Source organism: Paracoccus jeotgali (assembly GCF_002865605.1).
GTDB classification, from domain to species: Bacteria; Pseudomonadota; Alphaproteobacteria; order Rhodobacterales; family Rhodobacteraceae; genus Paracoccus; species Paracoccus jeotgali.
Window position 1 is genome coordinate 1,685,434 of record NZ_CP025583.1, and the last position, 13,989, is coordinate 1,699,422.

Annotated in this window: 5 protein-coding genes; 3 read left to right on the plus strand and 2 right to left on the minus strand. The window is 68.5% G+C overall.

The features are described 5' to 3' along the window. Positions 1-2: 2 nt before the first annotated feature. Both CYR75_RS08270 and CYR75_RS08275 read right to left on the minus strand, forming a co-directional pair. Positions 3-7,886, minus strand: coding sequence for a hybrid non-ribosomal peptide synthetase/type I polyketide synthase (locus CYR75_RS08270; RefSeq protein WP_101499612.1), 7,884 nt, complete (start codon positions 7,884-7,886; stop codon positions 3-5). After that, positions 7,883-9,682, minus strand: a complete 1,800-nt coding sequence (locus CYR75_RS08275; protein WP_158644618.1) for a non-ribosomal peptide synthetase — start codon at positions 9,680-9,682, stop codon at positions 7,883-7,885. The genes CYR75_RS08270 and CYR75_RS08275 overlap by 4 nt, the downstream gene beginning before the upstream one ends. A gap of 468 nt (positions 9,683-10,150) precedes the next feature. Between CYR75_RS08275 and CYR75_RS08280 the strand changes: the two genes are divergently transcribed. From CYR75_RS08280 to CYR75_RS08290, 3 genes are all read left to right on the plus strand, one after another. Further along, a complete protein-coding gene (locus CYR75_RS08280) occupies positions 10,151-11,569 on the plus strand; it encodes a hypothetical protein (protein ID WP_101499614.1) in 1,419 nt (472 codons plus the stop codon). 241 nt (positions 11,570-11,810) lie between these two features. Further along, positions 11,811-12,719, plus strand: coding sequence for a glycosyltransferase family 2 protein (locus tag CYR75_RS08285; RefSeq protein WP_225972648.1), 909 nt, complete (start codon positions 11,811-11,813; stop codon positions 12,717-12,719). Beyond that, entirely contained in the window at positions 12,706-13,965 is a 1,260-nt protein-coding gene (locus CYR75_RS08290) for a glycosyltransferase (protein WP_101499616.1), read from the plus strand. The genes CYR75_RS08285 and CYR75_RS08290 overlap by 14 nt, the downstream gene beginning before the upstream one ends. The last annotated feature ends 24 nt before the right edge of the window (positions 13,966-13,989 follow it).

Consider the following 13,989-nt stretch of genomic DNA (forward strand, 5'->3'; position numbering starts at 1 on the left):
GGTCATGTCCCTGACGCGGCCTGCCGCCGCGCTCCCTTGCGAAAATCGCGCAGGGACGGGCCGGTGGGCGTCGCCTCGCGTGATTGGTGGAAGGCTGCGGCGGCGCGCACGGTCGGGTGCTGCATCAGATGCCGCGCCTCAATCCCCAGCCCCTTGTCCAGCATCCGCGCCGCGATCCGGAAGATGCTGAGCGAATCCGCCCCAAGCTGGAACAGATCCTGCGTGACCCCGATCCGTTCGAGGCCCAGAACACCCTGCCAGATCTCGGCCAGCAGCTGTTCCAGATCGCCGTCGGGGGCGACCAGTTTCGTCGCGGCGACTGCCGGGCCGGGTTGATCCAGCGGCGGCAGCGCGCGGCGGTCAAGCTTGCCGTTGGCAGTCTGGGGCAGCGCGTCCAGACGCTGGAAGCGCGTCGGGATCATGTAAGCCGGCAGCACGGCTTTCAGCGCCTGCGTGATCGCCGCTGCATCGACCGCCTCGGACCCCACCCAAAAGCCCACCAGCATGGCGCCGCCGGGGCCGTCGCGCAGCGCCACCGCTGCGGCAGCGATGCCCGGCACGGCGCGCATCGCGGTCTCGATCTCGCTCAACTCGATGCGGAAGCCGCGCAGCTTGATCTGGCCGTCGCGCCGGCCCAGCAGGGTGATCCGGCCATCCGCGCCGCGCCGCGCCAGGTCGCCGGTGCCGTAGAGCCGCATCGGCTCCTGGCCGGGGATCTCGACCATGCGGAACGCCGCCTCGGTCAGGTCGGGTCGGTCCAGATAGCCGCGCGCAAGGCCCGCGCCGCCGATGTTCAGCTCTCCGATCACGCCGATGGGGGCGATCTGGCCGCCCTCGTCCAGCACATGCATCACGGTGTTGGCGATGGGCGTGCCGATGTCGATGGGCCCGCTGTCGACCCGCCCACAAGAGGACCAGATCGTCGTCTCGGTCGGCCCATACATGTTCCAGACCGACCCGCCGAGCGCGATCAGCCGGTCGGCCAGATCACGCGGCAGCGGCTCGCCGCCGACCAGCAGGGTCAGGCGCGGGTCGGGGGTCAGTCCGGCTTCGAGCAGCATCTGCATCAGCGTGGGCGTGGCCTGCAACATGGTGATATCGCCCTGCCCCAGCCGCGCGACCAGCGGGAACGCCTCTTTCACCTCCTGCTCGGCGGCGATGACGACGCGCCCGCCGCAGACGAGCGGCAGGAACAGCTCCAGCGCCGCGATATCGAACGACACCGTCGTCACCGCCAGCAGCACGTCGTCGCGGGTGAAGCCGGGCCGGTCGGCCATGGACAGCAGGAAATTCGCCAGCGCCGAATGCGGCACCTCGACCCCTTTCGGGGTGCCGGTCGTGCCCGAAGTAAAGATGACATAGGCGCTGTCATTGCCCGCCGCGTCAGCCAGCGGCGGCAGGTCGGTCGGCGCGTCCGCGGCGATGTCCGCCGGGTTCATGCAGATCAGGTCCAGCCCCTTCGTCAGATCCGCAACCTCGCCGTCATGGACCAGCCCGGCGGCGCCCGACGCCTGCAGCACGGCACGCAGCCGCGCCGACGGGTGCAGCGGGTCGAGCGGGATGTAAACCTTGCCCGCCTTCATCACCGCCAGCAGCGCGACCACCATCCGGGCCGAGCGGTCCATCAGCACCGCGACCCGTCCGCCGGATTCGGGCAGGCGACGGCGGATCTCGGCCGCCAGCCGATCGCTTTGCCGACCCAGATCGGCATAGCTCAGCCCGCCGGTCGCGTCCTCGATGGCGATGGCGTCGGGCTGGCTTTCGATCATCTTGTCGATCAGCGCATCGGCGCGCAGCGGCAGGGGGACGGGGCGCGCGGTGTCGTTGCCCATCGCCGCCAATGCCGCAGCCTCGTTCGGCGGGATCAGCGGCACCGACGCCAGCGGGCGGTCCAGATCGGCGACCAGTTCCTGCAGCAGATGCTCATACTGGCGGCACCAGCGGGCGCAGGTCTGATCGTTCAGGATGTCGCTGGCATAGGTCAGGTCGATCCGCAGCCCCTCGGGGCTTTCGGTGACGTTGAAGATCAGGTCGAAATTGGTGAAGGCGCGCGGATTGCTGGCGACCGAGGTCCGCAGCCCCGGAAAACCGAAATCGGCGGGCTGCTGGTCAAGGTTGAACTGAATCTCGGACAGCGGCTGGCGGTGCATCCCGGCCCGCAGCCCGGCCGCCCGCAGGATCGAACCATAGGTCATGTCGCCCCGGTCGAAGCAGTCCAGAAACCGCGTCGAGGCCGCCTTCAGGTGCTCGCGCAGCGGCATCTGACAATCGCAGTCCAGCTTGACCGGCAGCAGGTTCACGCAATGCCCGACCAGACGGTCGTTCGCCAGCAGGGTTTGGCCCGCAAAGGGGACGGCCAGCACGATCTGATCGCTATGCGACATCCGCCCCAGCATGGCCGCCAGCGCCCCGCCAAGGGCCGCAAACAGGGTCACGCCCTCGCGCCCCGCCGCCCGCTTCAGCGCGCGGGTGGTCTCGGCGTCGATATGGTGGATGTGGGTGGCGCCGGTAAAGCTGCGCATCCCGTCGCGGCGGGCGTCGGTCGGCAGTTCCGGCAGTTCCGGCATCTGCGGGAACTGCGCCTGCCAGAAACCGGCGGAGGCTGCATCGGGGGCGCGTGCCTCGGCCTGACCGGCGTAGTCGGCAAAGCTGGGCGCGGGCGGCAGATCGGCCGTGGTGCCGCGACGCTGCGCATCATAAAGCGCGGCGAGTTCGTCCAGCACGACGCTGGTCGACCAGCCGTCGCAGACGATGTGATGGCTGGTCAGGATCAGCACATGGCGGTCGGGCTGCAGCCGCAGCAGGCGGGCGCGGATCAGCGGCCCTTCGACCAGATCGAAGCCGGTCCGGGCGTCCTCGGCGATGATCGCCTGCAAGCCGTCGGGGTCGGTCTCCTCGGGCGTCAGCGTCAGGCGCAGCTCGGGCATGACCTCGGCCCCGCCGCCATCGGCGTCGAAGCGCAGGCGCAGCGCGTCATGGCGGGCGATGACGTGGTTCAGCGCGGTCTCGAGCGCGGCGGCGTCCAGGTCGCCGTCAAAACTGATGCGGGCGCTTTCGATGAAGACGCTGGACGCGGCCTCGCCCAGCTGCGCGGCCATCCAGACCTCTTTCATCGGCTCGGTCAGCGGCAGCGAACGCGGCTGTTCGGGCTGTGCCTGCCCCTCGCCCAGCAGGATCCCCGCCGCCTGCAGCCGGTCGAGCGCCGCGGCAAAGACCTGCGCCACCTTGGCGAAATCCTCCTCGGAATGGGCGGTGGTGAAGAACCAGCCATAGCCGTCGATGACATGCACGCCGCCCAGCCGCATCAGCGGGAACAGCAGCCCCGCCCGCGGATCGAGCGGGGTCAGGTTGACGATCAGCCAGCTTGACACCCCGGTCACGGCCGGAGGCAGCCCGCGCTGTTGCAGGATGTCGTTCAACTGCGCCAGCAGCGCCTGCGTACGCGGCCCGACGCGGTCATACAGCGCCCGCCCCTCGCCCGCGATGTGATCGAGCACGGCCGAGGCCGCCGCCAGCACCAGCGGGTGCCGCACGAAGGTCCCGGCAAAGAAGGTCGGCGCGACCTCGGGGATGGATTCGTCGCCGAAGGACCAGAACCCGCCATCCAGCGCGTCCATGAAGCGCGCATCCCCGGCCAAGACGCCGATGGGCATGCCGCCGCCCACGACCTTGCCATAGGTCGCGAGGTCGGGCCGGATCTGCCACAGCTCCTGGATGCCGCCCGCCGCGACGCGGAAGCCGGTGACGATCTCGTCGAGGATCAGCGCCGCCTCGCCCTGTACCGTGATCTCGCGCAGGGTTTCGACAAAGGTGCGGGGGCGCAGCTCGGGGTGGCGGCTCTGGATCGGTTCGACCAGCACGGCCGCCACCTCGTCGATATTCTCGCGGATCCAGTCGAGCGCCTCGTCGCTGCCATAGCTCAGCACCACCATGTTCGAGACCGAGGCGGCGGGAATCCCCGCCACCGCCGGCATCGCGGTCGGATCGCCGGACCGGCGGCCGCGCACCAGCACCTCGTCGAACATGCCGTGATAATCGCCGTTGAAGCAGACCACCGTGTCGCGCCCGGTCACCGTCCGCGCCAGCCGGATCGCGGCCATCACCGCTTCGGAGCCGGTATTGCAGAAGGTCACCCGCTCATGCCCGGTGGCCTTGATGAATTTCTGCGCGACCTCATGGGCCAGCGCGGTCTGGGGGCCGATGGGAAAGCCCTTGTCCAGCTGCGCCGAGACGGCGCGGGTGACGAAATCGGGCGCGTGGCCAAAGGCGGTCTGGCCGAAGCCGTTGACCAGATCGATCAGCGTGTTGCCGTCAGGGTCGGTCAGCTGGGATCCATGCGCGGTCTCGGCGATGATCGGAAAGACCAGCTCTTTCCATTCCGGGCGGAAGCCGCCTGCGGTGCGCGGATCGGCCAAAGCCCGCCGGTTCGCCTGCGTCCGCGCCTTGGAGGTGGGAAAGCGGGCACTGTATTCCTGGCACAGGTCGCGGACGAAATGCATCTGTTCGGGCGACAGATCGGCATCGCCCGCCGCGCGGCGGTTCATGTCCAGCCGGCTGCCCTCCTCCGCGCCGGGGCTGGCGGCTGCGGGGGCGCGGGTCTTGATAACGGGCGCGGCGGTCGGGGCGGCGGCTTGGGAAGCGGCGACGGGCTGCATGGCCGGGGCGGGCTGGCCGCCGCCCGACAGGCCGCGGATCTGGGTTTCGAACAGCGACAGCATCGCCTGCGTCTGCGCCTGCATCAGCGCGCCCAAATCGCCGCTGGCTTGGGGCATGGGCGAGGTCGCAGGCTGCGCGGCGACAGTCGTCGGCTGCGGTGCGGTCACAGGCTGCGGATTGGCTGCGGGCTGCGGCTCGGTCGCTTGCGGCGGGTCGTCGGGCAGCACCGTGTCCAGATGCGCGACGAGGGTCGCGGCATCGGGATAATCCGTCATCAGCTGGCGGAAGGTCAGCTTGCAGCCCATCTCGCGGTCCAGCCGCTGCGCCAACTGGCCCAGCAACAGCGAATCGAAGCCAAGCTCCAAAAAGCTGCTCTGCGCGTCGGCGGGGGTGAAGCTGTCCCCGCTGAGATCCGACAGCAGCGCCAGCAGGGTTTGGGTCAGACGGTCGGTGCGGTCGGGTTGTGCCATGACAGGCCTCGTGTTGCTGAGTTCGGTATCCGCAGCCTGCGCGGGTGGGGGCGCGTCGCGCAGCGGGGCCTGCGCCTGCCGTGACAGCGGCACCGGCGGTTCGATCCAGTGCCGCGATTTCTGGAACGGATAGCCGGGCAGAGAAACCCGCTGCCCGCCCTGCCGCATCTGCGACCAGTCCACCTGAACCCCATGGGTCCAGAGCGTGCCGAAGGCCGCGGCCATCGTCTCGCGGTCGCGGTCGGGCGCATCGTGATCGGGCAGCGACTGGATGACCGCGCCGCGACGGTCGCGCGGCAGGATCTGGCCGGCAAAGGCGCTGAGCGTCCGCCCCGGCCCGACCTCGAGCAGCGCCGGCGCGGCATTGTCGCCGGCCAGCGTCCGCAGCCCGGCGTCGAAATCCACGCTGGCCCGGCAATGGCGGGCCCAATAGGCGGGGTCGGTCGCCTGCTCCGGCGTGATCCATGTGCCGGTGACGCAAGAGACATAGGGGATCTGCGGCGCGGCAAAGCTGTGTCGTGCAGCCTCGGCCTGCAGCGCCTCGACCACCGGGTCCATCATCGCGGAATGGAACGCGTGCGAGGTGTGCAGCTTTCGCGCCGGCAGGCCGGCCGCCTCAAGCGTCGCGGCAAAAGCGTCGATCGCCTGATCCGGCCCGGCAAAGACCAGCAGGCTGGGCGCATTCCGGGCCGCCAGATCGACGCCCTGCGGCACAAGTGCCTGCACCGCGTCAAGGCTCGCGCGGACCGACAGCATCGCCCCGGATGGCTGGGCCTGCATCAAGCGGCCGCGCGCCGCAATCAGCGCAAGCCCGGTCTCGAAACCCATCACGCCGGACAGCGTGGCCGCGACGAACTCGCCGACCGAATGGCCGATCATCGCCCAGGGCTGGATGCCGCGATGCTGCCACAGCCGCGCGGTGGCGTATTCGATCAGATACAGCGCGGGTTGCGTGATCGCGGTATCCCGCAGCACCCGCGCCGCGTCGGCAGCGTCCGTGCTGCGAAACAGCAGATCGGCGAGGTTCAGCCCCAGCGTCGAGGCCAGCGCCTCGGCCCCGTCATCGAGGATGCGGGCAAAGACCGGCTCGGTCTGATAAAGCCCCTGCCCCATGCCCGGATATTGCGCCCCCTGACCGGGGAACATGAAGGCGATTGCTGGCGCCTCGGCCGGCGCGGGTCGGGCGACAAAGGGCGCGCTCAGCGCCCCAATCGCCTCTTGGCGGGTCGCGGCCACGACCACCCGCCGATGGTCGAAGGCGCGGCGCCCCTCTTGCAGGGTGAAAGCCACATCGGCCAGTTCGGGCGCAGCGTCGCTGGACAGAACCGCTGCCAGTTGCTGCGCCTGCGCCGCCAGCGCGGCCTCGTTCCGCGCGGAGAGCGGCAGGATCGACAGCCCCCCGGCTTGCGTCTCGGCCTGCGTCTCGGCCTGCGTCTTGCTGCGCGGCGGTGCCTCTTCCATTATCACATGAACATTCGTGCCGCCGACGCCGAAGGCGCTGACCCCGGCCCGCAGCGGACCATCGGCGGTCCAGTCCTCGGCCGTCATGGGGATGCGGAAGGGGCTGGGGCCAAGGTCGATATTCGGGTTCGGCCGCGTATAATTGGTCATCGGCGGCAGCACGCGGTCGCGCAGCATCAGCGCCGTCTTGATCAGCCCGATCACCCCCGCAGCCGCATCGCAATGCCCGATATTTGCCTTGACCGAGCCGAGCGCCACCTGCCCCTGCCCGACCCCCTGAAACGCCTTTTTCAGCCCCTCGAATTCGATCGGATCGCCAAGGGGCGTGCCGGTGCCGTGACATTCGATATAGCTGATGCTGCCCGGATCGACCCCCGCCGCGCCCTGCGCCTGCGCGATGGCGATGGCCTGCCCGGTGACGCTGGGGGCGGTGAAGGCGATCTTGTCGGCGCCGTCATTGTTGATCCCCACGCCCCGGATCACCGCATAGATGTGGTCGCCGTCGGCCACCGCATCCTCGACCCGGCGCAGCGCCACGACGCCCGCGCCATGGCCGAAGACCGTGCCTGTCGCCCCCGCATCGAAGGGCCGGCAATGCCCGTCGCGCGAGACCATGCCGCCTTCCTGATACAGATAGCCGCGTTCCTGCGGAAAGGTGATCGAGACACCCCCGGCCAGCGCCACATCGCATTGAAACGCATCGAGGCTCTGGCACGCCAGTGCCACCGCCGTCATCGAGGTCGAGCACGCGGTCCCCACCGTCAGCGCCGGCCCGGTCAGCCCCAGCCGGAAGGCAGTGCGGGTGGCCAGGGTATCGGTCAGCGCGCCCATCGAGATGTGGTAATCGCCCAGTTGATAGGTCGAGACGAAATTCTCGATGGCGCCGCGCTCTGCCATCACATTGTTCAGGAAATAGGTCGGCATCCCGGCCCCGCCGAAGACGCCCACCGGCCCCGGCGCGCGCATCGGATCGCAGCCGGCATCCTCGAGCGCGTGCCAGCAGCATTCCAGAAACACCCGGAATTGCGGGTCGGTCAGCGCCGCCTCGCGCGGCAGCATGTTGAAGAAGGGCGCGTCGAACATCGCCGCATCGCTGATGGACGGCCGGACCGGCACATAGGCCTCGCTGGCGCGGTCGGCATCGGTGAAATTGTCGGCCAGCACCGCGCGGTCATGCGGGCGGATCAGGTCGCGGCCCTCGCGGATCGCGGACCAGAACGCCTCGACCGACTCCGCGCCGGGAAAGCGGCCGGCGAGCCCGACGATGGCAAAGCCCGAACTGGCGATGTCCTGCGTCATTGCAACGCCCCCCTTCTGGCCCGCGCCCGCGACATCCGCACCCGGCTGGCGGCAACGGGGTCGAGGGCCGCAGCCGGCGCGGTGAAATCAGGCGCGGCGCCGGCGATCAGCACCTCGAGATCGCGGATGCGCGGGGCCTCGAACAGGCGGGCGATGTCGAAGACGCGCCCTAGCCTCTGCTGCAGGCGGGCATGGACGGCGATCAGCTGCAGCGAGGTGCCGCCGAGGTCGAAAAACGTCGCATCGGCGGGTTCGGCCGGCCGGCCCAGAACCTCGGCCCAGGTCGCCCGGATGACCGCGCCGATCCCATCGGCGGTCGGCGAAGCCGAGGGCGGTTGCATCGCCTCGACCTCGGCCGCCAGACGCTTGCGATCCACCTTCCCCGAGGCGGAGAGGGGAAACGCGTCCCTGATCATCAGCTGCGACGGCACCGCGGCGGCAGGCAGCGTGGCGCGCAGCCGCGACAGGATCGGCGCGACCTGCCCCTCGGGCCCCGCACCGGCTTGCGGCTTGACGAAGCCGAGGATCTCACGGCTGCCATCGGGCCGTACCCGCGCCACGACCGCCGCATCCTCGACAGCGGGTTCGGCGCGCAGGGCGTGTTCGACCGCATCCAGTTCCACCCGCTGGCCGTTGATCTTGACCTGCCGATCCATGCGCCCGTGGAACATGAACACCCCGTCGGGCCGCATTTCCGCCAGATCGCCGGTCAGATAGACCTTGCCGGAAAAGCCGTCTGCCTCGAAATGCACGAAGGACGCAGCCGTCACGTCGGGCCGGCCCAGATAGCCGAGCGCAATGCCGGCCCCGCCGACGGCAATCTGCCCGACCTCACCGGGACCGAGCGGCCGCAGATCCTCGTCCAGAATGAACACCCGGTCATGCGCCAGCGGCCGCCCGATGGGCACCGGGCCGCCGGTCCAGTCGTCCCCGATGGTGTGAAAGCAGGTAGCGACGGTGTTTTCGGCCGGACCATAGCCATTGATCAGGCGCAGTTGCGGCAGCCTGCGCCGGATCTGCGCCACATGGGTTTCCGACAGCACATCGCCGCAGGAACAGACCTGCCGCAACGGCGCCAGAAGCGCCGGCCGATGCTCGGCGATGATGTGGAACAGCCCGGCGGTGATGAAGGCGAATGTCACGCCGTGGTCGCGGATCGCCGCCTCGATCCGGTCCAGCGACGGCGCGGCATCGGGCAGAATGACCAGCGTGCCGCCATTCATGATCGCGCCATAGGTCTCGATCACGATGGCGTCGAAGCCGACGGCAGCCATGCAGAGGATGACCTGATCCGGCCCGAAACCCGCGTAATCCTGCCCCCGCACCAGCCGGCAGACCCCACGATGCGGCACCATCACCCCCTTTGGCTCGCCCGTCGAGCCAGAGGTGAAGATCACATAGGCCAGATCCTCTGGGCCCGGACCCTGCGGCCAGACCAGATCGGCCGGCGCGGCAGGAATGTCTTGCAAGTCGATGATGTGGCGGCCTTTGCCCGCATCCGCAGCGGCATCGCCATGCGTCAGGATCACATGGATGCCCGCCGCGTCCAGTATGCCCGACTGCACCGCGCCGGGCGAGGCCGGGTCGAGCGGCACGAAGGCGGCGCCGATGGTCAGCACGCCCAGTTGGGCGGCCACCGCTTCGATGCTGCGGCCGGACAGGATCGCCACGCGGTCGCCCTTGGTGACACCCGCCGCCAAAAGCGAGGCGCCGATGCGCTGCGACAGCTCTGCAAGCTGGGCATAGCTCAACCGCCGGTCGCCGCAGATCACGGCGATCTTCTCGGGCCGTTTCACGACCTGAGAATTGAAGTTATCGATTATCGTCGACTCCGGGGCGTAAAGCGAATGACGCCAGAGCCCGGTTGCAGCCGTTTCATGGAGCACCATTTTCCAACTCGCTAACCCAACAGACTGCAACCTGCAGTCGAATACCCACATCTTAATTGACTACACGATAATCCCGAAATCGCCAAACAATACCGGAAAAGACAGCGTATTTACCGCCAATGGACGAAATGGAATCGAATTGCTCAACCGGCGAGATATGTGTTTAGCTGAAACTCGCGACGCGGACTGGAAGACAGGGTTATTCGGACCCTAGCCAATTAGTCTAATCCTGCTAAAACTTTTGGGCATTCCATCGAACATCGGGAAATAACCGCAATTGTTTTTGCGGTTTTCCTGAAACGGGCTAGAATCAGAACCGATCCCGCCGCCCTGCCAATGGGGCGGCGCCAGGCATCCTGCCGGAAGGAGCAGCGCGTGGAGGCCTATGCCGTCACCCCCATCTTCGGCCTGATCCTGCTGCTCGCCATGATCGGCGGCGCACGTTGGCTGTTGATGCTGACGGCGGCGATGATCCCCTTTGGCATGATGGCGGTCATCACCCTGCCTTCAGTCGGCGGCCTGTCGCTTCTGGCGGTGAACCTGTCGGCGGCCGCCCTTGTCGGCTGGGGATGTCTGGCGCTGATCGGCTGGGTCATGGCGGCCAGACCCATCCGGATCGAGCCCGCGACCATCGCGCTGCTCTGCTTCGCCGGCTATGCGATCTTTTCCGCGACGGTGCTCGTGCGGCTGTTCGCGGGCGAATCGATGGTTTTCGCGCTGGCACGAGGGGCGACGGGGGTGCGGGTCAGCACCTTCTTTGCCTGGGGCAAGGTCTGGCTGGGGCCCAGCAACGCCAATATCTCGCAGACCTTCTATGTGCTGCTGGCCTGCGGGTTCTTCGTCGCCGCCGTCCATGTGCTGACGCGGCACGGGGCGGGGTTCGGGGCCAGATGCATGGCGCTGGCCGCGTGGCTGAACCTGGTGCTGGGGATCATGGATCTGGCCGCGCTCGACACGCTCCTGTCCTTTATCCGCACGGCGAACTATTCGCTTTTGAACGAGGCGACGGTCAAGGGCATCCCGCGCATCGTCGGCGGATTCTCCGAGCCCTCGGGCTTTGCCTCTGCCAGCGCAATGTTCTTCGGCTTCTTCGCCTCGGCCTTCCTTCACTCGCGGCGGCGGGGCGACGCGGTGCTGGCGCTGGGCAGCGGGACAATGACGGTGCTGGCGCTGTCGTCGTCGGGTTTCATCGCGCTGGCGGTCGTCGGCGTGGCCCTCGCCCCGCGCCTGCTGCGGCTGCGCGCGCGCCTGCGCCGGCCAGAGATCATCGTGATTGCCGTCATCGGGGGCATCCTGACCGGCGTGATCGCGGCGCTGCTGCTGTTCACCTCGGCCCCCGATATGGTCGCCTCGGTCATCGACGATCTGATTTTCAGCAAGACCGAAAGCTCTTCGGGGATGGAGCGGACGGCATGGGCGATGGGCGGGCTCGAGGCGCTGCGCGACACCTGGGGGCTGGGGGCGGGCACGGGGTCGCTGCGATCGAACGGGATGATCTTTGTTCTGCTGGGCAGCGTCGGGATCATCGGGACGGGCGCGTTTCTGGCGTTCCTGTTCCTGGCCTTTGGCGGCCGGGCGCGGGGCGCGAATGCCGCGCAGCTGTCCAACGCCCGGATGGGCGGGCTGGCGGTGCTGTCGACCATGATGCTGTCGGCCACCGTCCCCGATCCCGGCGCGCCGCTGATGCTGCTGGCCGCCATCGCGGTCGCGTCGCGGCGCAGAGAGCCCGCCCGCGCACCCGAGGCCGCCTCTGGCGCCAGAGATTATGCCGGACATATCGCAGGCGAGATCTGAAGGAATGGCGATGCCACCGGGGCGTTATTGCGGCCTTTGTTATTCAGTTCATTTCGTTAGCGAATTAACGAACCGCAAGAGGCGGAAATAGGGCTATACTCGAATCGGCAAGTTTCCTAATCTGACCCTAGCCGGTCATTTCCATGATCTCTGCCGTCATGTGCAAATGGCCCGCTTTGTTTTCGCGGTGATAATAACTCATCGCGCTTGTTTGGTCAGCGTTTTCATCGGTATGAATGGCATGAAGATTACAGTCGCAATTGCAACCACCGGGCGGCCGCAAATCATCGGCACCGCCATTCGCGATCTGGCACGGCAGCAGCGCCTGCCGGATCGGCTGATCATCTCGGCCGCGTCTCGGGCGGATGTCGATCCGCGCGACATCGCCGCCAGCGTCGTGGCGCCGGAAATTGTCTTCGGCCCCCGCGGCGCGACCACGCAACGCAACGCGGCGCTGGCGCGGCTGACGGATGAGGATGTGATCCTGTTCCTCGACGATGATTTCGTCATGGCGGGCGACTTTCTGCTGCGGCTCGAGGGGCTTTTTCGCGACCACCCGGATCTGTCCGTTCTGACCGGCCGCGTGCTGGCCGACGGGATCGGCAATTCCGGCATCGCGCATCACGACGCGCTGCAGATGCTCGCCGCGCATGAGGGCGCAGGCGATGCCGGACCCGGCGCGCTGCGGCCCGTGAACAACGCCTATGGCTGCAACATGGCCTTTCGCTGCGCCCCGATCCGCGCCCATGGCCTGCGGTTCGACGAGAATCTGCCGCTCTATGGCTGGCTCGAGGATATCGACTTTTCGCGCCGCGTCGCCGCCCATGGGCGCTGCATGCAGGCGAGTGCGCTGACCGGCGTGCATCTGGGCACCAAGAGCGGGCGCAGCAGCGGGTTGCAGTTCGGCTATTCGCAGGTCGCGAACCCCGTCTATCTGTTCCGGCGCGACACGATGCGCGGCGGCCATGCGCTGCGGATGATCAGCCGCAACTTCGCCGCAAATCTGGCGAAATCCCTGCGGCCAGAGCCGTGGGTCGACCGGCGCGGGCGGCTGCGCGGCAATATGCTGGCGCTGGCCGATCTGCTGCGCGGACGGCTGGAGCCGCGCAACATCCTGACGCTCGCCGGGCCTGCCGATGCCAGATCCTGATCGCGTGGTGATCCTGAACGACTTCGCCTCGGCCGAGGGCGGGGCCGGCTATCTGGCATCGCGGCTGGCCGAGGGGGTCGCGGCGCGCGGCGTCCCGGTGACCTTCATCACCGGCGATGACCCGGCGGGCGCGGCGCTTCCGGGCGTCACGCCGCTGGGTCTGGGCGGGGCTGGCTTGCTCGCCAGCGGTGCCGCACGCGCCGCGGTCAAGGGGCTGCGCAACCGCGAGGTGCTGGCGCAGATGCGGGCTTTGATCGCCGCCCATGACACGCCCGGGACAATCTATCACCTGCACAACTGGTCGAACATCCTCTCGCCTGCCATCTTCGACGCGCTGGCGCCGGTGGCGGATCGCTGCGTCATCCACGCGCATGATTTCTTTCTCGCCTGTCCGAACGGCGCGTTCCTCGACTATCCCCGCGCCGCGATCTGCCGGCGCGTGCCGCTGTCCCTCGGCTGCGTGACGACGAATTGCGACAAGCGGGCGTATAGCCACAAGCTGTGGCGGGTGGTGCGGAACGGCGTGCTGGCCACCGCGCTGCGGCCGCATCTGAAATCCGCCAGCTTCGTCCTGATCCACGAGGCGATGCGGCCCTGGCTCGCGCAATCTCTGCCGGGCGCGCGTTTCACCGCGATCCGCAACCCGGTCACGCCCTTCGGCCCCCTCGCCCCTGCCCCCGAGGCGCAGCGCGGCATCGCCCATATCGGGCAGGTGCAGCGGTTGAAGGGCGTTTTTGAGCTTGCGGCGGCGGGCGAGAGGCTGGGCCAGCAGATCGAGTTCTTCGGCAGCGGCGAAGATCTGGACGATCTGCGCCGCCGTTACCCGAGCCACCTCTGGCACGGTCATACCGACCGCGCCGTGGTCGGGCAGCGGCTGCAACGGATGCGCGCCGTCGTCGTTGCCAGCCAAAGCCCAGAGCCGTTCTGCATGGCAGCCTTTGAAAGCATTGCGACGGGACTGCCGCTGGTGCTGTCCGACGCGATCCTCGCCGCGCCAGAGCTGCGCGACAGCGGGGCCGCGCTGACCTTTCCCGCCGCCGACACCGATGCGCTGACCGCGACCCTGCGGCGGGTGCTGGCGGATGATGTGATGGTCGCCACGATGGCCGCGGCGGCCCTCCGGTCGGGTCCGGCGCTGTCGCATGGGCTGCCGGACTGGGTCGACGCGCATCTGGCGCTCTATGCGACGCTGACGCAGCCAGACCCTCTGCCCGCGCAGATGGGCGGGGTGCCCGCCCATGCCTGACCGCACGCGCCTGTCAGCCGCAGA

Bases quoted from the DNA above. Each gene is read 5' to 3' on its own strand.
- CYR75_RS08290 (WP_101499616.1), top strand. From the start codon at position 12,706: ATGCCAGATCCTGATCGCGTGGTGATCCTGAACGACTTCGCCTCGGCC.
- CYR75_RS08285 (WP_225972648.1), top strand. From the start codon at position 11,811: ATGAAGATTACAGTCGCAATTGCAACCACCGGGCGGCCGCAAATCATC.
- CYR75_RS08270 (WP_101499612.1), bottom strand. From the start codon at position 7,886: ATGACGCAGGACATCGCCAGTTCGGGCTTTGCCATCGTCGGGCTCGCC.